Origin of the sequence: Pseudomonas sp. TNT2022 ID642, assembly GCF_028656995.1 — a bacterium.
Taxonomy (GTDB): domain Bacteria; phylum Pseudomonadota; class Gammaproteobacteria; order Pseudomonadales; family Pseudomonadaceae; genus Aquipseudomonas.
The window spans coordinates 180,326-204,215 of the sequence record NZ_JAMDGW010000012.1; the positions used below are offsets into that span (position 1 = coordinate 180,326).

Annotated in this window: 22 protein-coding genes and 1 pseudogene; 15 read left to right on the plus strand and 8 right to left on the minus strand. The window is 60.1% G+C overall.

Going from position 1 to position 23,890, the window contains the following annotated elements; genetic code table 11:
• Positions 1-45: 45 nt before the first annotated feature.
• The 10 genes from M5G26_RS13060 (at position 46) to M5G26_RS13105 (ending at position 12,101) form a co-directional block, all read left to right on the plus strand.
• Entirely contained in the window at positions 46-1,092 is a 1,047-nt protein-coding gene (locus tag M5G26_RS13060) for an isopenicillin N synthase family dioxygenase (protein ID WP_273915620.1), read from the plus strand.
• 27 nt (positions 1,093-1,119) lie between these two features.
• Positions 1,120-1,929, plus strand: a complete 810-nt coding sequence (locus tag M5G26_RS13065) for a MetQ/NlpA family ABC transporter substrate-binding protein (RefSeq protein ID WP_077572497.1) — start codon at positions 1,120-1,122, stop codon at positions 1,927-1,929.
• Complete coding sequence (locus M5G26_RS13070; RefSeq protein ID WP_273915622.1) at positions 1,926-2,726, plus strand: methionine ABC transporter ATP-binding protein; 801 nt, start codon at positions 1,926-1,928, stop codon at positions 2,724-2,726. Before M5G26_RS13065 ends, M5G26_RS13070 begins: the two co-directional genes overlap by 4 nt.
• Positions 2,723-3,394 (plus strand): methionine ABC transporter permease, encoded by a 672-nt coding sequence (locus tag M5G26_RS13075; RefSeq protein ID WP_122598975.1) that lies wholly within the window; start codon positions 2,723-2,725, stop codon positions 3,392-3,394. Before M5G26_RS13070 ends, M5G26_RS13075 begins: the two co-directional genes overlap by 4 nt.
• 8 nt (positions 3,395-3,402) lie before the next feature.
• On the plus strand, positions 3,403-4,959 hold the full coding sequence (locus M5G26_RS13080) for a sugar ABC transporter ATP-binding protein (RefSeq protein ID WP_273915624.1): 1,557 nt from the start codon (positions 3,403-3,405) through the stop codon (positions 4,957-4,959).
• Complete coding sequence (locus M5G26_RS13085) at positions 4,952-5,977, plus strand: ABC transporter permease (protein ID WP_150729088.1); 1,026 nt, start codon at positions 4,952-4,954, stop codon at positions 5,975-5,977. The genes M5G26_RS13080 and M5G26_RS13085 overlap by 8 nt, the downstream gene beginning before the upstream one ends.
• 23 nt (positions 5,978-6,000) lie before the next feature.
• Positions 6,001-7,056 (plus strand): substrate-binding domain-containing protein, encoded by a 1,056-nt coding sequence (locus M5G26_RS13090; RefSeq protein WP_273915629.1) that lies wholly within the window; start codon positions 6,001-6,003, stop codon positions 7,054-7,056.
• A 148-nt stretch (positions 7,057-7,204) separates the two neighbouring features.
• Positions 7,205-7,870, plus strand: coding sequence for a sulfite oxidase-like oxidoreductase (locus M5G26_RS13095; protein WP_273915631.1), 666 nt, complete (start codon positions 7,205-7,207; stop codon positions 7,868-7,870).
• Between the two features lie 453 nt (positions 7,871-8,323).
• Positions 8,324-10,711 (plus strand): TonB-dependent receptor plug domain-containing protein, encoded by a 2,388-nt coding sequence (locus tag M5G26_RS13100; protein ID WP_273915632.1) that lies wholly within the window; start codon positions 8,324-8,326, stop codon positions 10,709-10,711.
• Positions 10,701-12,101 (plus strand): APC family permease, encoded by a 1,401-nt coding sequence (locus tag M5G26_RS13105; protein ID WP_273915634.1) that lies wholly within the window; start codon positions 10,701-10,703, stop codon positions 12,099-12,101. Before M5G26_RS13100 ends, M5G26_RS13105 begins: the two co-directional genes overlap by 11 nt.
• A 227-nt stretch (positions 12,102-12,328) precedes the next feature.
• Here M5G26_RS13105 and M5G26_RS13110 read toward each other — a convergent pair whose 3' ends face one another.
• The 3 genes from M5G26_RS13110 to M5G26_RS13120 form a co-directional block, all read right to left on the minus strand.
• The gene (locus M5G26_RS13110; protein ID WP_273915635.1) at positions 12,329-12,790 is read right to left on the minus strand and encodes a DUF3574 domain-containing protein; all 462 of its coding nucleotides are present in this window, start codon (positions 12,788-12,790) and stop codon (positions 12,329-12,331) included.
• 197 nt (positions 12,791-12,987) lie between these two features.
• Positions 12,988-15,372, minus strand: a complete 2,385-nt coding sequence (locus M5G26_RS13115) for a DUF3772 domain-containing protein (RefSeq protein WP_273915636.1) — start codon at positions 15,370-15,372, stop codon at positions 12,988-12,990.
• A gap of 167 nt (positions 15,373-15,539) precedes the next feature.
• Complete coding sequence (locus tag M5G26_RS13120) at positions 15,540-15,815, minus strand: hypothetical protein (protein ID WP_273915637.1); 276 nt, start codon at positions 15,813-15,815, stop codon at positions 15,540-15,542.
• Positions 15,816-16,032: 217 nt separating this feature from the next.
• Here M5G26_RS13120 and M5G26_RS13125 point away from each other — a divergent pair, with 217 nt between their 5' ends.
• Positions 16,033-16,782, plus strand: a complete 750-nt coding sequence (locus M5G26_RS13125) for a class I SAM-dependent methyltransferase (RefSeq protein ID WP_273915639.1) — start codon at positions 16,033-16,035, stop codon at positions 16,780-16,782.
• Here the strand turns inward: M5G26_RS13125 and M5G26_RS13130 are convergent.
• Positions 16,742-17,509 (minus strand): AraC family transcriptional regulator, encoded by a 768-nt coding sequence (locus M5G26_RS13130; RefSeq protein WP_273915640.1) that lies wholly within the window; start codon positions 17,507-17,509, stop codon positions 16,742-16,744. The genes M5G26_RS13125 and M5G26_RS13130 overlap by 41 nt on opposite strands.
• Before the next feature lie 108 nt (positions 17,510-17,617).
• Here M5G26_RS13130 and M5G26_RS13135 point away from each other — a divergent pair, with 108 nt between their 5' ends.
• The 3 genes and pseudogenes from M5G26_RS13135 to M5G26_RS13150 form a co-directional block, all read left to right on the plus strand.
• Positions 17,618-18,502 carry an EamA family transporter gene (locus M5G26_RS13135; protein ID WP_273915641.1) on the plus strand — a complete coding sequence of 295 codons (885 nt, stop codon included), beginning with the start codon at positions 17,618-17,620 and terminating at the stop codon, positions 18,500-18,502.
• Positions 18,503-18,914: 412 nt separating this feature from the next.
• The gene (locus M5G26_RS13140; protein ID WP_273915642.1) at positions 18,915-19,340 is read left to right on the plus strand and encodes a hypothetical protein; all 426 of its coding nucleotides are present in this window, start codon (positions 18,915-18,917) and stop codon (positions 19,338-19,340) included.
• A 311-nt stretch (positions 19,341-19,651) separates the two neighbouring features.
• Positions 19,652-19,897 (plus strand): annotated as a pseudogene (locus M5G26_RS13150) (Lrp/AsnC ligand binding domain-containing protein); the annotation flags it as partial.
• 12 nt (positions 19,898-19,909) lie between these two features.
• On the opposite strand, the gene M5G26_RS13155 reads toward M5G26_RS13150, so the two are convergent.
• The 3 genes from M5G26_RS13155 to M5G26_RS13165 all read right to left on the minus strand — a co-directional run bounded on the left by M5G26_RS13155 (position 19,910) and on the right by M5G26_RS13165 (position 21,671).
• Positions 19,910-20,065: a DUF2986 domain-containing protein gene (locus M5G26_RS13155; protein ID WP_077572520.1), complete on the minus strand. Its 156-nt coding sequence runs from the start codon at positions 20,063-20,065 to the stop codon at positions 19,910-19,912.
• Between the two features lie 169 nt (positions 20,066-20,234).
• Positions 20,235-21,143 (minus strand): alpha/beta fold hydrolase, encoded by a 909-nt coding sequence (locus M5G26_RS13160; RefSeq protein WP_273915644.1) that lies wholly within the window; start codon positions 21,141-21,143, stop codon positions 20,235-20,237.
• A gap of 66 nt (positions 21,144-21,209) precedes the next feature.
• On the minus strand, positions 21,210-21,671 hold the full coding sequence (locus M5G26_RS13165) for a VOC family protein (RefSeq protein WP_273915645.1): 462 nt from the start codon (positions 21,669-21,671) through the stop codon (positions 21,210-21,212).
• A 134-nt stretch (positions 21,672-21,805) separates the two neighbouring features.
• Here M5G26_RS13165 and M5G26_RS13170 point away from each other — a divergent pair, with 134 nt between their 5' ends.
• Positions 21,806-22,288 (plus strand): anti-virulence regulator CigR family protein, encoded by a 483-nt coding sequence (locus M5G26_RS13170; protein ID WP_273915708.1) that lies wholly within the window; start codon positions 21,806-21,808, stop codon positions 22,286-22,288.
• A 34-nt stretch (positions 22,289-22,322) separates the two neighbouring features.
• Here M5G26_RS13170 and M5G26_RS13175 read toward each other — a convergent pair whose 3' ends face one another.
• Positions 22,323-23,864 (minus strand): class I SAM-dependent methyltransferase, encoded by a 1,542-nt coding sequence (locus M5G26_RS13175; protein ID WP_273915646.1) that lies wholly within the window; start codon positions 23,862-23,864, stop codon positions 22,323-22,325.
• Positions 23,865-23,890 lie beyond the last annotated feature (26 nt).

Here is a 23,890-nt window from a genome sequence, read left to right on the forward strand (position 1 = left end):
AATCGATCACAGGTTTTTCAGGTTTGATTCACACGGGAGTGAATCATGCCGCATACCCTCGATATCTCCACATTGCCGACGCTGGACCTGTCGCTGTTCGAAGGCACGGCGCAACAGCGTTACGAATTTCTTGAAAACCTGCGCCACGCCGCCCGTGACGTCGGGTTCTTCTACCTGACTGGCCACGGCATCGACAGTGACTTGCTCAAGCAAGTACAAGCCCACGCCCGGCAGTTCTTCGCCTTGCCCGACAGTGAGAAAACCGCCGTCGGCATGATCAATTCACCACACTTTCGCGGTTACAACCGGGCCGCCTCGGAGATCACCCGTGGCCAGCCCGATCTGCGTGAACAGTTCGATCTGGGCGCCGAGCGCGAGGCGTTGCCATTGACGGCTGACAGCCCGTTCTGGGCGCGGCTGCAAGGTCCCAACCAATGGCCGGCGGCACTGCCGGAACTGAAACCTTTGCTGCTGGAATGGCAGGACGCGATGACGCGGATGTCGTTGCGCCTGCTGCGCGCCTTCGCTCAGGCACTCTCGCTGCGCGCCGACGCGTTCGATCAACTCTACGGCGACAAACCCAACGAACACATCAAACTGATGCGCTATCCCGGCCAGTCCAGCGAGTCGAGCCACCAGGGCGTCGGCGCGCACAAGGATTCCGGGTTCCTCAGCTTCCTCCTGCAAGACCAACAGGCCGGACTGCAGGTCGAAATCGAAGAGGGCCGCTGGATCGACGCGTTGCCGCGTGAGAACACCCTGGTGGTGAACATCGGCGAACTGCTCGAACTGGCCAGCAACGGTTATCTGCGGGCCACGGTGCATCGCGTAGTTTCACCTCCGGCGGGTAGCGAACGCCTGTCCATCGCCTTCTTCCTTGGCGCACAACTGGATGCCGTGGTGCCGTTGTATCCGCTGCCCACCGCACTGTTGCGCGAGGCGCGCGGGCCGGCCAGTGATCCGCTCAATCCGCTGTTTCGCGATGTCGGCTGGAACTACCTCAAGGGGCGTTTGCGCTCGCATCCCGATGTCGCGCAACGCTTCTACGCCGATGCGCTACTGCCGCCACCGCCCGTTCGTAAATCCGCCTGACTCATCACTCGCTCAAGGACTCCGCACATGATCAAGAAAGCAGGTTTGACCCTGGCCGTGCTCGGCGCGCTGGTGACGTCGTTCGGTGCGCAGGCGTTGGAGCCGTTACGCGTCGCCGCCGACCCTGTGCCCCACGCGCAGATTCTCGCGTACATCCAGAAAATCGATCCGCAACTCAATCTCAAAGTCATCGAGATCCCCAACGGCGTGAACTCCAACGAGCTGCTGGTACACGGTGATGTCGACGCCAATTATTTCCAACACCTGCCGTACCTGAAATCCCAGGAAAAGGCCCTCGGCGAGAAGCTCGCGGTGGCGGCCACGGTGCATATCGAACCCTTGGGTATTTACTCGCACCGGCACAAAAGCTTCGCCGACGTGCCGGTCAAAGGCACCGTTGCCGTGCCCAACAACGTCACTAACCTGAGCCGCGCGCTGTACCTGTTGCAGGACAACGGCCTGATCAAGCTCAAACCCGGCTTCAACGACCCGGCGGCGGATCAGGCAACGCCCAAGGACATCGCCGAAAACCCGAAACAGCTGAAGATTCTCGAGATCGAATCGCCGCAGATTCCGCGCTCGCTGGACGACGTCGATCTGGCCGTAATCAACGGCAACTACGCGCTCGACGCAGGCCTGGTACCGGCCAAGGATGCCTTGGGCCTGGAGAAAGCCGAGCACAATCCTTACGCCAATATTCTGGTGACCACGCCCAAGCTCGAACACGATCCGCGTATCGCGCAACTGGCCAAGGACCTGACGTCGCCCGAGGTCGCCAAATACATCACCGACAACTTCGCCGGCTCGGTAATTCCGGTGGCGGGCGGCAAGCCATGATCGCCGTCGAGCAGTTGAGCAAGACTTATCCTTCGGCCGCGCAAGCGGCACTCGATCAGGTCTCGCTGAGCATTCCCGACGGCGCGGTCTACGGGATTCTCGGGCGTAGCGGGGCGGGCAAGTCGACGCTGCTGCGCTGCCTCAATCTGCTCGAACGACCGGACAGCGGACGCATTCTGCTGGATGGCATCGACCTGACGACGCTGTCGGTCAGCGAACTGCGCCAGCAGCGCCAGCGCATCGGCATGATCTTTCAAGGCTTCAATCTGCTGCATTCGCGCACGGTGTTCGACAACATCGCGGTGCCGCTGGAGATCGCCAAGGTCGGCAAGCCGTGGCGTCATGTGCGGGTTCGCGAACTGCTCGAACTGGTCGGTTTGAGTGACAAGGCGCAGGCCTTTCCCTCGCAACTGTCCGGCGGCCAGAAACAGCGCGTCGGCATTGCCCGCGCCCTGGCTGCGGAGCCCGCCTATCTGCTGTCGGACGAGGCCACCAGTGCGCTCGACCCGGAAACCACCGCGTCGATCCTCGAACTGCTGCGCGACATCAATCGGCAACTGGGCGTGACCATCGTGCTGATCACCCACGAACTGGAGGTGGTCAAGTCGATCTGCGATCACGCCGCATTCATGGCCAACGGGCGTCTGGTCGAGGCCGGGCCGGTGCCACGGCTGCTGGCCGATGCGCAATCGCAACTGGGCGCTTCGCTGCGGCCGACCTGTGGCTTGCCACTGGGCCACGATGCGCCGGGTCTGAGTTTTCTCAAGCAATACGGCGTACGGGCGGCGCACTCATGAACCGCACGGTCAATTGGGATGAAATCCTGCAACTGGTGTTCAACGCCACCGGTGAAACCCTGTACATGGTTCTGCTCGCAGGACTGTTCACGCTGCTGATCGGCTTGCCGCTGGGCGTGTTGCTGTTTATCAGTCGCCGCGACGGACTGCTGCCGATGCCGCGCTTCAATGCTGCTCTGGGTAGCGTGGTCAACCTTGGTCGCTCACTGCCCTTCGTGGTGATGCTGATTGCCCTGATCCCGCTGACGCGGCTGGTGGTCGGCACAACGCTGGGCAGCACCGCCGCCGTGGTGCCGATCACCATCGGTGCGTTTCCATTCTTCGCGCGCATCGTCGAGAACGCTCTGGATGAAGTCGACAAGGGCCGCATCGAAGCGATCCTCGCCATGGGTGGTGACATCGGCCATGTGATCTTCAAAGTGCTGTTGCCCGAAGCGCTGCCGGCGTTGCTGGCCGGGATCACCTTGACGCTGGTGATGTTGATCGGGTTTTCCTCGATGGCCGGGGTGATCGGTGGCGGTGGGCTTGGTGATCTAGCAATCCGTTACGGCTATCAGCGTTTCAACAATGAAGTAATGGTTGCCACGGTGGTGGTGTTGGTGATCCTCGTTCAGGGCGTGCAAAGCCTGGGCGATCGGTTGGTTCGTTCGCTGGCGCATCGCCGCTAAGGATTTGTATGAGTGTGCCGGTCGCTGTGGCCCGTGAGCCGCTGATTCGTGTACGTGAGTTGAGCAAAATATTTGGTGCGAGCCGGGCGCTGGACGCGGTCAGCCTGGACATCTATCCCGCTGAAGTGGTGGCGCTGCTCGGTGCCAATGGCGCGGGCAAGTCAACCTTGGTGAAGATCCTGGCCGGCAGCCAGACCGCCGACGCTGGCGAGATCTGGCTGGAGGGCGCGCCACGGCATTTCAGTTCGCCGCTGTCGGCGCGGCGCTTTGGCATTGTCGCGGTGCACCAGCAAATCAACGAGGGCATCGCACCGGGTTTAAGCGTCGCGGAAAACCTCCTGCTCGATGAACTGTGCAAGCCGGACGCGGACTTCTGGCTCAATCGCCAACGCCTGCTGGAGCGCGCCGCGAGCATCGCCGCCGGGCTGGGTTTGACCTTGCCGCTGGAGCAGCCGATCGAGCATCTCGGTCAGGCCGAACGGCAATTGGTGGTGCTCGCACGCGCCTTGGCCTTGCAGCCGCGTCTGCTGATTCTGGATGAGCCGACGGCAGCGCTTTCCGATGCCGAGGTGCAACGGTTGTTTGGTTTGATCGACACCTTGCGCAGTCGTGGAGTGGCGATTGCGTACATCTCCCATCGACTCTCCGACCTGCAGCGGGTGGCGGATCGCGCCATCGTTCTGCGCGATGGCAAGTTCGCGGGCGAGTTCACGGCGCGGCAATTACCGGAAGCGGTGAGCGCCATGCTCGGGCTTACGCTGGCCGAGCATGTCTACCAGCCACGCGTGGCCGGGCGCGAGGTGCTGAAACTCAGCACGATGCAAATCCTGCCGCGCTCCGCCACGTTCGATCTGACCCTGCACGAGAACGAAGTCGTGGTGCTCACCGGCCTGTTGGGCGCCGGTAAAAGTGAAATCGCCGAGGTGTTGTTCGGCCTGCGTAAAGCGGCCTCTGGCAGGGTGCAACTGGATGGCGCTGACTGGCGTGCGGACTCACCGCGACAGGCCATTCAAAGCGGGGTTTTCTTCGCCGCCGAAGATCGCGCCAGTCAGTCGCTGGTGGCGGATTTCTCACTGCGTCGAACCTTGACCTTGCCGTTTCTTGAGCGCTTCACCCGTGGCGGTTTTATCCGCAACCGCGCCGAGGCCACGGCGGTCGAGGCGCAAGTGGCGGCGCTGGGGATCAAGACTGCCGGTATCGATGTGCCGATGACTGCGCTGTCGGGCGGCAATCAACAAAAAGTCGTGCTCGGCCGCTGGCTGCTCGGCGAAGGGCGGGTGTTGATTCTCGACGAGCCTTTTCAAGGCGTCGACGTGCGTGCCCGCCGCGACATCGGCCAACGGCTGCGCGACAGCGCCAAGGGCCGGGCGACGCTGGTGATTTGCGCCGACGTTGATGAAGCCCTGGAAATCGCCGACCGCATCCTGCTGGTGCGCGATCACGCCGTGGTGGCCGAGTACCCGCGCGCCGGCCTCAATCGTGCTGATCTGGTGGCCGCACTGGCCGGCAGCGATGTGACCGAACATTCCCCTCAAGCCACGCCAAGGAGCAGAGCGAGTGCCTGATTCAAGTTCACTGTTATCGACCGAGCCGGCACGCGCCGAACGTCTGCTGCACGGGTTGATCCGTTATGGCCTGTTATGGCTGCTGGCGCTGATTGTGGTGTTTTTCAGTGTGGCCGAGCCGGCATTCCTGCGCGTCGGCAATCTGTTCAGCATCCTGCAATCGGTGTCGATTGTTGCGCTGCTGGCGCTGGGTGTAACGCTGACCATGGCCGTCGGCGGCCTCGATCTGTCGATTGGCGCGGTGGCGGCGATGAGCCTGATGATCGCCAGTTACGTGATGGTCGTGCTCGGCTGGGGCGCGGTGCCGGCGGTGTTGATCAGTCTGGCGGGCGGTGCGCTGGTCGGCCTGCTCAATGGCTGGCTGATCGTCAAACTGCGGGTGCCGGACATTCTCGCGACGCTGGGCAGCATGTTTCTGGTGATCGGCGTGCAGCTAATACCCACTGGCGGGCGCTCGATTGCGGTCGGCATGACGCTGCCCAGCGGAGAAGAGACCGAAGGCACGTTCAGTGCCGCGTTTCTTGCGCTGGGGCGTGGGCGGTTGTGGGAGGTGGTGCCGATTCCCGTGCTGATTACCGCCGCAGTCGCTTTAGCCGTGTGGCTGTTTCTCGAGCGCACGCGCATTGGTCGTTTGTTCTATGCCATCGGTGGCAACGAGCAAGCGGCGCGACTGGCCGGTGCGCCGGTGCAGCGCTTCAAGTTGTTGGCTTACGTGCTCTCGGCGTTGCTCGCATCGCTCGGCGGATTGTTGCTGGCGGCGCGTTTGGGTCGTGGCGACGTCAGCTCGGGCAACGGTCTGGTGCTGGATGCCCTCGGCGCGGCGCTGATCGGTTTTGCCGTACTTGGCGCGAAGAAGCCCAATGCCTTTGGCACCCTGGTCGGTGCGCTGCTGGTGGCGGCGCTGCTCAATGGTCTGACCATGCTTAACGCGCCTTACTACGCGCAGGATTTCGTCAAGGGACTGGTGCTGGTGCTGGCCCTGATGTTCACGTTCGGCCTCGCGCATCGGGCGCGTTGAGCCGCTTTATGCAAGGAAGTTGTATGCACGGTTCAATCACTCAGTTCGCCCGTCATTGCCTCGCCGGTGCGTTATTTTCGGCGATGGCACTGAGCGCTCAGGCCAAAGCCTTGCCCGGCGCGCCGGCGCCGTTCGACAAAGGTCAGGTGCAGATCGCGCTAGTGGGTTACTTGTTCTCCGGGGACTTCCCCGAGGCGTACTTGCGTGGCGTGGAAAAACAGACCGAAGCGCTGGGTGCCAACCTGCGCGTATTCGATGCCCGCCAGCAGGCGGCGAGCCAGGGCGAGATGATCGATCAGGCGATCGATCTCGGCGTCGACGGCATCATCGTTCAGCTCGGCCTGGCCGAAACCCTGAAAGCGCCGATTGATCGGGCAATTGCCAAAGGCATCAAAGTCGTCGCTTTCGATGTCGATCTGAACACCCCGCAAGTGACCCAGGTCGAGCAGGATCACCATGCGCTGGCGCGTCTGGCGCTGGATCAGGCCATCAAGGACAACGGCACGCAGTTCGATGCCGGCTACGTTTACATCAGCGGCTTCACGCCGATGGAGCGCCGCGACGAAATCTGGAGTCAGGTGAAGAAGGCCAATCCGGGGATCGTCGAGAAGGCGCGGTTCGGCACGCTGAATCCGCCGATCGCCAACTCGGTGGCGGATCAGGCCAGCGCCGTACTTCGCGCCAACCCGGGCATCAGCGTGATTTTTGCGCCGTTCGATGAGTTCGCCAAAGGCGCGAAAATCGCCGTCGACGAAGCAGGGCTGACGAGCAAGGTGAAGATCTACAGCGCCGATATTTCCACCGCCGATATTCAGATCATGAAAGAACCGGACAGCGCTTGGGCGGCGACGGCGGCGGTCAACCCGCAAGTGGCCGGGGCGATCAGTGTGCGCAGTCTGGCGATGTTGATTGCCGGGGAAAATCCGGGGCATCAGGTACTGGTACCGCCGACGCTGATCACCCGTCAGCAGTTGCTGGATCTGGATGTGAAAAACGTTCGGGATCTGGCGCAGAAGCTCCCGAGCTTTGGTGATACCGCGAATGTCGCGCGGGCCCCGTGGATTCCCGTGGCCAACTAGATCCTCCTACCGACAACGATCCCCTGTAGGCCTTCGCCTGCTCGCGATAGCGGATTTGAATCCAACATTGTTGCCGGCTGATCCACCGCTATCGCGAGCAGGCGAAGGCCTACAGGAGATTGGGGGCACCCTTGAAAATGGAGTGACTATGCACAACAAAGCTGACCGCTTACGCAAAAGCCGTTCGCCGAAAGCCGATCCAGCATTCGGTAAACGACTGCCCCCGGGGCAGGTACTGACGGAGCGTTTTCCAATTCTCCACGAAGGCGCAGTACCGGAATATGACCTCGCCAACTGGTCGCTGCGCCTGTTCGGCACACTCGCACAGCCAATGGAATTACGTTACGCCGATCTGCAGGCGCTGCCGCAACGGCATCTGCGCTGCGACATCCATTGCGTGACGCGCTGGTCGAAATTCGACACCGAATGGAGCGGGGTGCATCTGCAGGATTTGTTGCAGGCGCTCGATATCCAACCGACATCGGCGTTCGTCATGGCTCATGCCGATCCCGATTACCAGACCAACTTGCGACTCGATGATCTGTTACACCCCGACAGTCTGTTGGCCACCCATTACGCCGGCCAGCCTCTGAGCGCGCAACATGGCTGGCCACTGCGGCTGGTGGTGGCGGGGCGGTATTTCTGGAAGAGCGCCAAGTGGCTGCGCGGGCTTGAATTTGTCGATCAGGAACAACCGGGGTTCTGGGAGCAGAACGGCTTTCACCTGCACGCTGATCCGTTTGCCGAGCAGCGATTCAGTGGAGATGAACTGGATATTGCCGAGGATGCCTGGCTGGAGAAAGCGTTCGATTAAGTCTCCAGGGCGCAGCCTGTTGAAACATTGGAATACGATCAACCTGTGGGAGCGAGCCTGCTCGCGAAGGGGCCGGGCCAGCTGCCTTTTTGGTGACTGATCCAGCGCTTTCGCGAGCAGGCTCGCTCCCACAGGGTGATGTATTCCGCACCTTGATTAGTTGTAGGTTAGTTGCTTCAGGTGTTGGCTCAGCAACACTTCTGTTGAACTAAGAACAACTTTTTAGAGCGATCTAACCTAAGCGTTATTGGTTCTTTTACGGCCCGCAGCCGCTCGTCTAGCATCGAGTTTCAAGGGGGAACGACTCACGCTGGGGAAACTGCAACTCACCGTAAAAAAGCCTTCACTGCCTTCCAGAAATCCAAAACTACAGCAGACATTGCCGCGCATTGCTTGCCGCACTTTTATTGTCGGCAACGGCCGGGTATTAACTGCGATTCAAGGAGCTGTTATATGCATTACCGTTCCCGTTCATTATTGGCGGCTGCCGTTGTGTCCGCTATTTGGCAACTTCCCGCTAACGCCGAAGAAACTTCCGTCAGCGCCGACAGCGAATCCCGACTCGGCACGGTGTTGGTCACCGGCACCCGAGGCACTTCGCGCACGGTGCTGGACTCTCCGGTGCCGGTCGATGTACTCACCGCCGAAGACCTCAAATCCGCCGGCGCCGCTGACGGCGAGTTGGGCGCGGCGTTGCAGACGCTGTTGCCATCCTTCAGCCTGCCGCGCCAATCCAACTCCGGTGGCGCCGACCATGTGCGTGCGGCGCAACTGCGCGGCATGAGCCCGGATCAGGTGCTGGTGCTGGTCAATGGCAAGCGTCGCCACACGTCAGCGGTGGTCAACGACTCCTCGAAGATCGGGCGCGGTACCGCCCCCGTGGATTTCAACTCGATCCCGCTCAGCGCGATCAAACGCATCGAAGTGCTGCGTGACGGCGCCGGTGCGCAGTACGGCTCCGATGCGATTGCCGGGGTGATCAACATCATTCTCGACGACGCGCCCGAGGGCGGCGAAGTGTCGACCAGTTATGGCGCCTATCACACCCGTCAGGACGCCATCGACAAGACCACCACCGACGGCCAGAACAGCGTCACCACCGCGAAGATCGGCACGCGCCTGGGCGAGGAGGGCGGGTTTATTCGTGGCGGTACCGAATACAAGGATCGCAACCCGACCAACCGCGCCGGTTTCGATGGTTTTGCCGATACCCCCGGCCAGCGCAACTATGTGATGGGCGACGGCGTCGCGCGCGACGTCAACCTCTGGTTCAATAGCGAACTGCCACTGGCCGGCGGCAAGGCTTATAGCTTTGGCACTTTTAACCAGCGGCACACCACCGGTGCCGAGTTCTATCGTTATCCGTATGAACAGCCGCAGTTCTACCCCAACGGCTACTTGCCGCAATCGCTCGGTGACAACAAGGACGTCTCCGCCACCGCCGGGTTCAAAGGCCTGATCGGTGACGAGTGGGACTTCGACAGCAGTGTCACCCACGGTCGCAACCGCTTCGAGGGTTCGACCCGGCGCACGCTTAACGTCAGCCTCGGCGAAGACTCGCCGACGAAGTTCGACACCGGCGATTACGAGCTGCGCCAGACCACCAGCAACCTCGATTTCAGCCGTGAACTGCGTTTCGGCGAGCGCTCGTTCGTACTGGCGGTGGGCGGTGAATACCGCTACGAAAACTACCTGACCTATGCCGGTGACGAGGCCTCGTATATCGGCTCCGGGGCGGACGGCGCCAATGGCCTGCGCCCGAGCGAGGAGTCGGATCTGGATCGCAACGTGTTCGGCACCTATGCCGAGTTGTCCGGCGATCTCACTGATCGCTTGTTCGTCGACGCCGCCACGCGCTGGGAGCATTACGACGACGCCGGCAGCAAACTCACCGGCAAACTCAGCGGTCGCTACAAGCTCACCGAACAATGGGCCGTGCGTGGCGCGGTGTCGAACAACTTCCGTGCGCCGTCGCTGGCCCAGAGCGGCTTCCAGAACACCACCAGCAACTTCGGCGATGGCGGTACGCTGACCGATATCCGCGTGCTCTCGGTCAACGACCCGATCGCCCGTGCGCTGGGTGCCGAGAAGCTCGATCCGGAAACCTCGAAGAACTTCAGCCTCGGCCTGACCTTTCAGTTGAACGAGCGCTTCGACGCGTCGCTGGATGTATTCCGCATCGACGTCAAAGATCGCATCACTCTGTCGCAACGCATTGGCAGCGATGCTCTGGAAAACTACATCAATGACAACTTCGGCGTTGCTGGCGTGCACGACGTCAACTTCTTCACCAACGCCGCCGACACCAGCACCGACGGCGCCGAACTGGTGCTCAACTACCATCAGCCGTTCTACGAAGGGCAACTGGGCCTGACCACCGCGTACACCTACAACCACACCAAAGTCACCAGCACCAAAGGCACACCGTCGCAACTGACGGCGCTGGGCATTGGCAATGACGCCCTTGTTGGCGTCGAAGAAACCAACACTCTGACCGACGCTGCGCCGAAGGATCGCTTCATCTTTTCCGCCAACTGGGCCAGCGAACACTGGGGCCTGCTCGGACGCTTGACGCGCCAGGGCGAGACCACTCGCGTGTTCGATTTCGGCGACTCGCAACCGGAGCAAACCTACGGTGCCGTGTGGCAACTGGACGCCGAGGTGGCTTACAAATTCACGCCGAAATTCAACATCGCGGTGGGCGGTAACAACCTCACCGACAACTACCCGGAACGTTCCGGCTCGGCGATCAACTACGGCGGCAACCTGCCGTACGACGTACTGTCGCCAATCGGCACCAACGGCGCTTACTACTACGCCCGCGCCACCTATGGTTTCTGACGCGGGGCCGGGGCGCCATCTGCCGGTTTTTCAGGCGTTGCTGATCACGCTGGGCATGGTGATCACCACCGACATCCTGAAAACCGCGCCGACCGTGGCGCTCAACGTCGGACCGGAGCATTTCTACCTGGTGTGGGTGCTTGGTGGTGTCGCGTCGATGATCGGTGCGCTGTGTTTTGCCGAGATGGCCACAGCGTTTCCGCACCCGGGTGGTGACTATCACTTTCTGCGCACCGCTTATGGCGAGCGTATGGGATTCTTGTTCGCCTGGTCGCGGTTTTCGGTGATGCACACCGGGTGGATTGCCTTGTCGGCGTTCATGTTTGCCGATTACGTCAACGCGGTGGTGCCGCTGGGGCAATACGGCTCGGGGCTGTTTGCCGGGGCGATCATTACAGCGTTGGTGCTGCTCAATCTCACCGGCAAGCACATCGGCTTTATCACCCAGACCTTGCTGGTAGGTTTGTTGGCGTTGGGTTTTTTGAGCATAGCCAGCGCGGGCGTTTTTTTGGCGTGGCAAGGCATCGAACCACCTGCGCCGAGTGTCCCGCCTGTTGCGCAAAACACTGGCATGGCCGGCTTCTCGACGGCGATGATTTTTGTTTTTCTGGCGTTCGGTGGCTGGAGCGACGCGGCGACGTTATCGGCAGAAGTGCGTGATGGCCGACGAGGGATTTTCATTGCCATGCTCGGTGCGCTGAACGTGTTGATGGTGATCTATCTGGCGCTGAATTGGGCGTTCGTTCAGGGCTTGGGATTCGCTGGTCTGGCCGCCAGCAATGCCCCGGCCGTGGAGCTATTGAACCGCGCATTCGGTGCACCGGGTGTTCTGCTGATTTTGCTGATGGTTGGCATCGCCGCGATCGCGACCATCAACTCGACCTTGCTGGTGGGCGCCCGCACCACCTACGCCGCTGCGCGCGACGTGCCGCAACTGCGCAGTTTCGGCGACTGGGACGACCGCGATGGTGTACCGCGCAACGCGTTACTGGCGGAAGGTGCGGTGGCGTTGTTGCTGGTGCTGTTTGGTAGTTTCACTCAGAGCGGTTTCAACACCATGGTTGAGTACCTGACTCCGGTTTATTGGCTGTTTCTGAGTTTGAGCAGCGTGGCGCTGATCATTCTGCGGCGGCGTTTTCCTGAAGTGTCGCGGCCGGTGAAGGTGCCGTTGTATCCGCTGTTGCCGCTGCTGTTTTTCGGGTTGTGCCTGTACATGCTGTATTCCAGTTTGACTGTGGTGGGGGTTGGGGCGTTTTTGGGGATTGGGGTGTTGTTGGTGGGGGCTGTGCTTTTGGCTGGATTGAGTTGTTTGAAGGCAGACCCTCACCCCAGCCCTCTCCCGGAGGGAGAGGGAGCCGACCGAGGTGTCTTGGGGGATACATCGACCTGAAAGACCGAGTCGATTATGGATTCAGTGAAGCAAATACAGGTCGAGGTCGATTATGGATTCAGTGAGGCAAATACAGGTCGAAATCGATTATGGATTCAGTGAGGCAAATACAGGTCGAAATCGATTACGGATTCAGTGAAGCACGTTCAGGTCGGCGTAATTCTTCAATATCCCCGGATCGGTTCCCTCTCCCTCTGGGAGAGGGCTAGGGTGAGGGGCTTCTACTTCTAGAAGGACACCTCCGCCGGCTGCGACAACCGCAGCACCGACAAGTCCCCCGTAATACGCTTGTAAGCCAAACGAATCGCTTCAATGTTGCCCACATTCTTCGCACTGTTCTCATGCAAGATCACAATCACCTTGGTACTCAGGCGCTCAGGCTCCTTCGCGCCCTTATCCCGCCACTGCCCATAAGCATCCAACACACTGAAACCATCAGGAAAGCGTGACGTGACTTCCTGATCAAGAAACTCACGCCAGCGCGCCGGGCTCACCGCACCGTCATTGCCATCAATCGAACCCACCGAAAAGTACAACTCGGTGCGAATCCACTGCGCCTGCGCCGGCCGCGAGGCATCGCCTTGCAGGGTCGAACTGGCGGGATCATGGGTGTGAACGGACGCAGGAGGAGGGCTGGCACAACCGGCGACGGCGAGGAACAAGGCCGCCAGTAAAAGACGTTGAGGCATGGAACATCCTTATTGAGTATTGAGTAAACCGCTCGAGTATAAGGTTGCTGTCTGACCGCCAATAAAGACCTAAAAAGCAGGCATTTAGGCGCTTCCGGAATAACCCTTCACCACGCAAAAAATGTCGGAGCGAGCCTGTTCGCGAAAGCGATTTTTCAGACAGCGAAAATATTCCATGCCAGAGCCTCACCGACTCATTACTCACTCGCCGGTGGTTTCGCCAACGCAATCTCTGCTGCACCCAGCCGCTTGAGAATTTCAAACAGCAAATCACTTTTGGTCACCCCGACAATCCTCGGGCTGCCCACATATCCTGTGACCGTCAAAGTAATCCCGTCCGGCGACAACTTGCTGAAGCGCACGAACGGTGCCGGTTTATCGAGGATGGTTTCGTTCTCCCGGTAAGTGTTGAGCAACAGGTCTTTGACCTCTTCAGGATCAATGTCCAGCGGGAACACCAACTCCAGCGACGCCACGCCTTGCGCGCTGCCGCCCAATGTCACGTTGCGCAGGTTCTGCGAGATCAATTGCGAGTTAGGCACAATGACGATCGAGCGGTCGCTGAGCTGGATTTCCGTGGCGCGCACATTGATGCGACGGATATCGCCTTCAACGCCACTGATGCTGATCAAGTCGCCGACCTTCACCGGCCGTTCAGTCAACAGAATCAGGCCCGAAACGAAATTCTTGACGATCTCCTGCAAACCAAAGCCGATGCCCACCGACAGCGCACTGACGATCCACGCCAGGTTGGTCCACTGCACGCCCAGTGACGACAGCGTCAGTAGAATCACGAACGCATAACCGATGTTGGAAAACAGCGTGCTCAGCGAAGCGCACATGCCCGGATCCATGTCGGTCTTGGGCAGAAACTCATTGTCGAGCCAGCGGCGCAGGGCGCGGATCAGCCAGATGCCGATCATCAGCGCCAGCACGGCATTGAGCAGATGGCCGGGGACGATGTTCAGCTTGCGTAAGCCGGCGCCGCCGAGGATCGCCATGATGTTGCTCGCCAGTTGTCCGAGCGTGGTGCCGATGCCGCCGACAAACAGGGCGATGACGGCCAGCAGCAACAACGCGGCACGACTGAAACCGGACAGCAGAATCGAGATCTGATCGAGCCGCCGGTCACCGATACCCAGTAACTGTTTGAGCGCTTTGCCGCTCGCGTGCCGGGGTGAAAACACGTGCTCGCAGACGTCCTTGATCAACTGGATCAGCAGGTAAAAACCTGACAGGACAATGTACGCCCACACCAGCTCATAGCTGATGAACCGTGCCAGCGATACATAGCCGGCGAGCAGGGCAATCGCCGAGACAAACATCGAGACGCTGGCCAGGGTGTAAATCACCCCGGCAAACGTGCTGTTCGCCGCCGCCGCGTCATTGGCCGCGACCAGCGCCTTGCGCACTTTTCCGACGCGCAACAGCAGGATCGTGACGATTGCCAGCACAACGATGGAAATCACCCCGCGCCCGGCAATTACGATTTGGCTGCTCATGCCGGTGGCATTGCTCACCTGCACCAGCGTCACCAGCACCAGTAACGTGCAGGACAGAATGCGCGGGTAAGGTTTGAGCGCCAGCGCTACCTGATCGGCAATCGCCGGCAAGCGCCACGAGGGATGCTCAGTCGACAGCAAAGCGCGACTCAAACCGGTGAGTAGCACGCAGGCATACACGACCTTTTCGAACTCTTCGGAGAAGGTTTCCAGCACCGGCGGCAAGGGTTGGTGGCGGGTGCAGGCATAGAACAGCAATTGCAAGGCAATGCCGGTGGTGACGATGGTCGCCAGCGCCGAGGCGAACGCCAGTGCACTGCGGCGCAGGCGACCCTCCGGCATGCGGTAAATGCACACCCAGGTCAGACCCCGTTCGGCCAGCCTGCGCCCAAATGTCCAGATGATCAGCGCCAGCAACACCAACACACTGGTGTAGAACCGCTCACCCGGCGCCCACACGGTGGCCCAGGTGTCGCGCACTTGAGCGACGAAAAAGCGCAAGCGCTGACGATCATCCTCGGTCGGGCTCACCAGCGGCGACCAGAAACGCGGACTCAGAACACTGTCAGTGCCCAGCGTCAGTTCGCTCTCTAGCAACGTGCGGCGGATGCCCGCGATCTGCGTAATCAGATCCGCCGCGCTCTGCTTCAACGCCGCCAGGCTTTTCAGTGTCCCGTCGACTTTGTTCTTCTGCTCGGCCAGTGAGGCTCGCTGCGCGATGATATCCGCTTGCTCCGCCGCCACTTCGGCATCCGGCGCCGCCCCCAACACCCCCAACTGCACGGCCAACTGTGCCTGTTGCGGCAGCAACGCCGTGGACAACCGATCGACATCCAGAATAAACGCCTGCACGCGATCCTGCGGCCCTTCGAGCTGGTTGTAGTTGTTCGCCGCAGAAATCTGTTGTTTCAGGCCATCGAGACGTTGTTGCAGCGCCTGCAGATCGCTTTGCGAAATCACCGGCAACGGCGCGGCAGCGGTGGTTACCGGCGCCGGCAAATCGGCTGCCCACAGTGGCGGACTGCCGCCAACCAGCAGGATGAAAACGACAAAAAACAACGACTTCAATGTGTTGCGCATGGGTGAGGCGGCTCGAGTGGATCACACAGTCTATGAGGTTAGGTGATCAAGCCGATTGGGGAGGAAAACTTTCGGGCAGAGCGGGGCAGGTATGCAGCCTGCCAGACGGAAAAAGCCCGACGGGTGAGGTCGGGCCTTTCTTCGGTGACTGCGGTGAAGCGCTGCATTCAGACGGCGCGGCGTTCGAGAAGACGGTCTGAACCGCCTTCGGCGATTGCATCGCTGAACAGCGGATCGGTTTCGGTGGCGGCGGCCACTGCGTCGCTGAACAGTGGGTCGGTCTGGGTCGCGGCGGCCACTGCGTCGCTGAACAGTGGGTCGGTCTGCGTCGCGGCGGCTACTGCGTCGCTGAACAGCGGATCAGTCTGGGTGGCAGGTTCAGCGGCAAAAGCGTTCAGGGCAAAGAGCGAGAAAGCGATGCTGAAAAGGGCTTGGCGTTTCATCAGTGTGTGCTCCGAGGTGTAGTGGTTGGGTCTGGAGCCGATCTTACGCCGCGAGCCTTATAAGAGAACTTCATTGAGTTAATGACTGTTATTGACGCGATTAATGAGTGAGCGTTCAAGGCGTATTCCACATGGGAATGCAGCATATGAAATTAATGAATTTTTCTTATCCCGGTTCACGGCGTAACTTCAGGTCAAAGAGACAAGGAGCCTCGCCGTGAACCCGAATCCCGCAGCCAAATTTGATACCTCTCGCGCCAGCGAATACGCCCGACAAAGCCGCATCGCCCTGGCCGGTTACGACGCCTGTCACGATCTGGCGGCCTGTATGTTGGCGGCCAGCCTCGGCAATTCGCGTGCGGCCAGGATACTGGTGGTCGGCGCTGGCGGTACGGCGCAGGAAATCATTGCGATGGCGGCGCTGGAACCGCAGTGGCGTTTCATCGCGGTTGATCCTTCTGTGCCGATGCTGGAAACCGCGAAAGAACAGTTGCGAGCCCACGACTTGTTGCACCGAACGCAGGTGCACATCGGGCATGTCGAAGACTTGCCGGCGGATGCGCCATTCGACGCGGCAACATTGATCGGCGTGCTCCACCATCTGAACGGTGACGAACCCAAGCGCCAGATCCTGCAATCTATTCAGGCTCGTCTCAAACCGGGCGCGCCGCTGATTGTCGCGGGCAACCATTACGCCTATGCCAGCCAACCGTTACTGCTCCAGGCGTGGGGGCAGCGTTGGCGGCAGCAGGGCGCCAGCGCGCAAGAGGTGCAAGCCAAGCTTGGCAAGATTCTGCAAGGCGCCGATCCGCCGCATTCCGAGGCGGCAGTTCAGGCGCTGTTGCATGAGGCGGGATTTGGTGAAGCGACGCGGTTCTTCAGCAGTTTGTTCTGGGGCGCGTGGCTGACGTGTAAAACGGACGCCGCTAAAAGTAGCGACTCGGCACTTCCCCCAACACTTGCTTGAACACCGTCGCAAACGCACTGGAGCTGCTGTATCCCAAGTCCATGGCGACCTGTGTGACCGACTGACCGTTGCCCAGCATGACAACCGCCGCAAGCAGGCAAGCTTGTTGCCGCCATTCGATATAGCTGATCCCGGTGTGCAGCCGAAAGTGTCGGGTGAAGGTGCGTCGACTCATGCCCGCACGTTGCGCCATGTCGTCGATACTGACGTCCAGCGAAGGCTTTTGCAGAAACGCACGGCACGCCATTTCCAATCGAGGCTCTGCCGGCAACGGCGCATTGAGCGATAGCGCAGGCATGCTGGCGATTTCATGCAGCAGCAAGCCCATCAAATGTCCGTCATGCCCTTGAGTGGAATAGCGTGCCGGGACATCGATGGCTTTCAACAGCAGATGACGCAGCAACGGCGACACGTCCAGCACCTGGCATTGCCCCGATAGTCCGAGGCGCTGCGCCGCTTGCTGGCGGATGTAAGTGTTGTGCAACGTGACCGGCCCGCGCATTTGCATGGAATGGCGCAGTCGTGCGGGAACCCAGATGCCGCGTTGCGGCGGTACGACCCAGTTGCCGTCGTCGGTAAACACGGTAATGACGCCGCTGGCGGCATAGGCGAACTGGCCGCGCTGATGATCGTGCAGCGGGAACAGCGTGCCGTCCGCGTAATCAATGGCGGTCACGACGGCATCGCGCGGGGTGTTCTGGTAAGGATGGCGGCTGATTTCTCGCATGGCCCGATTCTAATGAAAGTTGGCCTGCGACTGAAAGCAGGCCAGCCCGATTGCCGGCATATTTCCTCGCGCCCGAGTACTTCCGCTCGGCGCCGGGAAAGATTGACCATGCAAAAGAAGCATCTTGTACTCGCCGTTCTGGTGACGGCTGTCTGGGGATTGAATTTCCCCGTGACCAAACTCGGACTGGCCGCTATCGACCCGTTGTTGCTGACCGCACTGCGTTTCACGTTGGCCGCATTGCCCTGGGTGTTTTTCGTCCAACGTCCACGCGTGGCGCTCCACTGGCTGGCTGCTTACGGACTGATTTTCGGCGTGGCGATGTGGGCGTTGATCAACCTCGGTATCGCTTGGGGCGTGCCTCCCGGAACGGCATCGTTGCTAATCCAGTTCAGTGCGTTTTTCACCTTGGCCTGGGGCGTGGTCTTTTTTGGTGAACGTCTGGGACGGCTGCAATGGCTTGGCACTTTATTGGCCGCCGCCGGCCTGATGGGCATCGTACTGAGTCGCCCCGGAGACGCATCGGTGGCGGGTTTGGCACTGGTCATTGGCAGCGCCCTGGCGTGGAGCATCGGCAACGTGGTGATCAAGGTCTCGAAAGTGCGTGAGATTTTCGCGTTTGTGGTGTGGGCCAGCCTGTTCCCACCCATCCCGCTTATGCTGCTGACGTGGTTGCTCCATGGCTCGGCAGCGTTCACCGCGCTGCCGTCGCAGCTCAATGCGATGACGGTGTTTTCGCTGGCGTTTCAGGTCTATGCCGCGACGCACTTCAGCTATTGGGGCTGGAATCTGCTGTTGCGCGAATACCCGATTTCGCGAGTGGCACCGTTGTCGCTGTTGATCCCTGTGTTCGGGATCTTCAGCTCGATGGCGATCTTCGGCCAGTATCCAAGCCTCTTTGACTGGCTTTCGATCTCGCTGGTGTTACTGGCGATCCCCTTGGGATCAGGGCATGTGCACGAAATGCTTTTGCGCCTTCGGGTACGGCATTAACGTTCAGCAGTGAATGCCAGCCACTGCGCCCTGGATAACCCGTAGCACTTGCACTGGGCAGGTGCTCCCGGAGCTTTGGCGATCATAAGGGAGCCAGTGGCTGAGTCTTGTCCGGAAGTGGTACTAGAGCCGAATGTGTATCTGTTGCTTTGAAAGGGTATGCAGGCGTTTGACGTTGGTCTGTGTGCAGATTGCGATTCTCGGACATGTGCCGCTCAGAGCGATCGTTTCCGAGTCGAAGCGGGCTTTTGTCTATCCGGGTTTTTATATAACCTCGCGAAACTCGTTTCGTACATTTCATTGCAGTATTCCTGCTGTTAGCCGATTGCACTCGTTCGCTCACACAAAGTGATTTGTAGAATTGAGTCAAACCAACTGACGATAACAAGTCAGTAGATTTTGGAGTTCGATGATGGGGTTCTCTGCGACAGTATGGGAATGGTATGGCCAAAGTGAATACACGCGAGTTCTCGCGGTTTGCGAGGTGTTTCAGGCCCTTGAATTTCTGGCCCAGGTCTCGGACACGCAGCAGAGAACAATCCCGGATTGTCCCGCCTGTGAGGTCTGGTCAGGGATGATTAATCCGGTTAAAGAGGTTCTTTCAATCTGTGGCAGTGCGTTGCCGGAAGACATAAAAACGAGGCTGGGAAGTATTTCGGAGCGATGCGAAGGCTTTAGTGAGGCTGCATTTCGCTGCCATGATCGTCTGATATTTGATCATGACGAGTGGATGCCAATCAGAACGCTTGCCGCAGAACTGCTGGCTCTGATGGAATTGACAGAAATCTATCCATTCCTGGATGAGTTGCTATTGGATTGCAGAAAATTTGCGCGCTGACAACGCGTTGCATAGTCGGCAGTCTTGAGGCCAGCACTAGACGCCGTTAGCAGAATCACCTCAGCGAGCATCCGCTTCAAAAGCTCGCGCTCTCGCACACCCGGCAACACTCCGGTCGTCATCGCCTCCGGCACGATCACGCCTTCCTCGTTCACCACGTGGACCTCAGCCCTTGAACGCCCAGCGTGCCCATGACTCGTTCCTCTGGCTGGCATCCGCTTGCGGCGGGGAGGGACGAGCAAGCATTTTGGCGCCCAGCCACAGCAAGTAAACCGCGCCGGCCACGGTTAGTACGGACGATAGCCGTTGTCACTTTGCGCGAGGGTGATCGGTGAGCAGTCGAGGCCTTCGAAGCGGCGCCGCTGGACATTGCGCAAGTGGTCGATGCGCAAAGGCTGTTCGGCGAACCGGATTACTTGCTGCACGTTATCACTGAGGATTTGCCAGCCTTCCAGCGCCTGTACGACGAAAGCCTGTCCACCTTGCCCAGCGTGCAGCGGCTGACCTCGACGCTGGTGATGAAAAGAGTGGTGCAGGATCGGCCGTTGCCTTTGTAGCTGAGGGGGATTTCAGCTTTCGCTGGTTTCGACGGGCTCTGCAGCTTCAGCTTCCAGTTTCGCCCGATCAGCCTTGCTGATGTATTTAGGCTTTTTCGGCGCGAGTTTGGCGCTGGCCTTTTTGGCCTTTTCCTTGAACAACTGCTTGAGTTTCTTTTGGCGATTCATGTTTCTACCCGGTCTGCAAGTTTGAATATCGGTTAGCGAAGGGCGTAAACGTATGCATCAATGGCTGCGCCGTCGGTCGACGTCCGGTCCATTAGCTCCACGTTTGCGCTTTGCCCTCGAAAAGGGGCGAATCCTGACGTAAGCCTCGGGCCAAGGCAATGCCAATTCCTCACATGGCGATAAAGTCGCGTACAGCCTTGATGGTCGGCACCGGGGCTTCCTCCATCAACCAATGTCCCGCTGCTGGAATGACCACCTCGGTCACGTTGTCTGCAGCATTGCGCATGACGATCGCTTCGTTGTTGCCGAAGGACTTTTCACCGCCCACGGCCAGCACTGGCATGCTCAAGTGTTTCTGCAGAACCGGGGCATTGTCGAGGGCGTCCTGACGAATGCTGCGAAACTGGGCGAACGCGGCGTGCATCGCGCCGGGGCGGGCGTATAGCTTGGCGTAGTGCTGGCGAGTGCCTTCATCGACTTTGGCCGGGTCTCCGGCAAACTCATTCCAGAAGCGATCGAGGTAGATGCGTTCGCGCCCGGCGACCAAGCGTTCCATGTCCGCACCGCCGAAGTCGAAGTGCCAGAGCAGCGGCGAACGAACGATGTCGTTCCACGGGGTGATGCCGGGCACGGGCGCGTCCATCACCACCAGGCGCTCGGTCAGCTCGGGGTAGCGCGCGGCATAGGCGAACGCGACCATGGTGCCGATGTCATGCCCGATGACCACCGAATGCTCGATCTTCAGCGCGCTCAACACCTGCCGAATGTCGCCGGCCTGGGTCTTCTTGTCGTAGCCGCCCTCCGAGATCGACGATAACCCCATGCCACGCAGATCCGGCACCACCACGGTGTGATCACGTGCCAGATCCGCCGCCAGCGGCGCCCACATATCGCCAGTATCACCAAAACCATGCAACAGCACTACGGCCGGGCCTTTGCCACCGACCCGCACGTGCATCGTCGCGCCGTCGACCTTGATGTCCTGAGTGTGGAAGGTCGTGGGGAAGGGCATCACGTCAGCCTGCGCGTGGAAGCTCAGGGCGAGAAGGGCGAGGGCGACCAGTAGCGGACGGATCATGGCGAAGTCTCCAAGCGTGGTGGCGATGGAGAGAGCGTAGACGTATCGATCAGCGTCGGAGGAGTTTCATTTGGAAGCGAACGCCGCCTCGATAAACGCCCCCAGCGTCTTCTCCTCAAGAATCTCGATCGAGAAATGCCCGAAGCGTTTCGGCAGCCAGATGATGCGTGTTCCGGAGGGTGATTGCAGGTTCTCGCGGGTCAGTGGCTGGCCGTTTTCGTCTTCCGGCTGAACGCCGCTGGCGACCAGTTCGTCGTAGGCCAACTCGATATCCGGGGTCGTGTAGCAATGGCGGTAAATCATGCCTTCACCCACTGAATCCAGCAGCTCCTTCAGATTCCCCACCAGCGGCTGGACCAGCATGAAGCGTTCCTCGCCGATCAACGCGACCGCGTAGCGCACATGCAGGCCACCACGATCCCAGATCTGCGTGGTCGAGATCCGCGCCTTAAGGATGTCCGCGTAGTAGGCGCAGGCTTCTTCGAGGTCTTTTACCAGTACGTCGATGTGGCTGAATTTCAAATCCATGATACAGCTCCTGTCAGGCGGGTTGTCAGTCACGCGCAGCTCCGCTGAAGTCAACGAGCGCTCAAGCGAAATAAACTAAGCTGATGTGTAACGTCAAGTTGACACAGGAGCAACCCCCCATGAAGGCTCGCCGCATGATCAAGTCACGTACGTTGATTGCAACGGTTTCTTCCCTGGCGCTGGTTTTCAGTTCGGCGATGGCACTGGCCGATCCCGGTAACGGTAACGGAAAAGGTCAGGGGCAGGGCAATGGCAAGGGCAACCCGCAGAACATGCAGGGGCACGGTAACCAGAAAGGCAATGGCGGCAACAAGGGCAACAACTCCGGTGGTGACTGGAGTCATGGTCCAAGCATCGATCGCGGCAATGTGCTCGGGATTGTCGGCGGCTACCGCGACTACTGGAGCCCGGGTCCTTCGCTGCCACCGGGGATTCAAAAGAACCTTGCACGCGGCAAGCCATTGCCGCCCGGTATCGCCAAAAAGCTCGATGGACGCTTGGTCGGTCATCTGCCGCATTACGATGGCTATGAATGGCAGCAGGTGGGCACGGACCTGATACTCGTGGCGCTGGCAACCGGCCTGATTTATGAGGTGCTCAACGGGGCGTTTGATTAAGATTTCCTGCCCCTCTGCGCACCACCCACTGCGATCAAACGATTTTCAAAGCACTCAGCACGATCAGCGATTGCTCGGCGAATGCCTGGGCCTGTTCGGTCAGCGCGGCAATGTTGGCTTCGGCGGTGGTCAGCGGTTTGCCGTCCTTGAGCAACACTTCGTTTTGTTCGGCGATGACACTCCACACCAGTTGTGCCCACTCTGCGGGGTGCTGTTTGCCTTGGCGGATGGCAATCAGGAACAGTTGCTGGAAGCGGCTGACCGTGACGCCACCCCCGGTGACCGGACTGCTCAACACCTGAATGTCGGCGTTGAACAGCGCGCGCTTGCACAGTTGCAAGTTGAACGCGGCGCAGCGCTCGTACACCCGCGCCTCGGCGGCCTCGCTCTGGCAAGGGGCTACCGCGCCCATGCCGATCAGGATGGCGATGGCCTGTTCGAGATCGTCATAGGCCATAGGCGACACCGCATCGAGCAACTGCTGCATCGTTCTGGCTTCATACGTCTGGCCCGCGAGGGCATTGAGGACTGGACCGTAAATTTCCGCTTGCAGTGACGCTTCGCCAGCCGGGCCGGTAACGCTGGACGCCACGGTTTCTGCCGGTTGCATCAGGACAAATCGCGTATTGAGCATGCGCGAGCGGCGCTCGGTGGCGCTCAGTCGGTTGGCACCGCGCACGTACAGATCGCGGCGGAAAGCCTGGTTGACGAAGTAGTCGCGTGCCTGCTCGCGCATCACCGGATGCTCGATACCGTCGAGAAAGGCCAGGCCTTCGCCGCTCAGGTTGAGTGCATCGACCGAATCCAGCGGCACCGCTGTGGTGACGTAATCGAGTTTGGCCGGGGCCAGCGCATCAACCATGTCGGCGAAATACATGCAGTTCCAGTCGCGATTGAAATATTCGTGGGCGACGTATTGGCGGTCCTGGCCTTTGATGGTCTGCAGTCGGGCGCCGAGGCTCGGCGCGGCCAAGGCGTACTTGGGGTTGGCCGCCAGCAGCGCTTCGGAAAACTGCAACGCGGCATCGATGCGCTGATCCGGCCGCGTAGAGTGATTGGCGAAGCGGTCGTGCAGGCTGAACAATTGGCGCAACGGCGCTGAAGGCGACCAGCCCGGGAAAGCGTTATAGCTGACGTACAGATGCCCACCCGGTTTGAGGTGGCGCCGGGCGAATTCGACGATCAGTTTCTGGTTGTCGCGGCTGACCCAGGTCCAGATGCCGTGCAGGCTGATGCTGTCGAACTGCGGCAAATCCTCGCGCGCCAGCAGTTGCTCGAAGCTGTCGTCATAAAGTCTTGCGCCGTTGTTGCTGAGTTCCGCCAGCTCAATGGCATGGGCCGCCTGACCGGGGTGAAAGTCCGTACCGACAAAACCGCCGGGGTTGGCCGTGGCGTGGATATTGATCGATACACCCTGACCAAAGCCGAGTTCACAGTGATAACCGTCAGGATTGTCCAGGCCGGCAAAGCCGCGCAACAACAGGCAGTAACGCTGGAAAACCGGATTGATTTCCCGGCTATAGCTGTAGGTGTAGCCTTCGTCGGTGAAATAACCTTCGTTCCAGGCATTGCTCATGGGTGCAGCCTCTTGAATCGTCATTG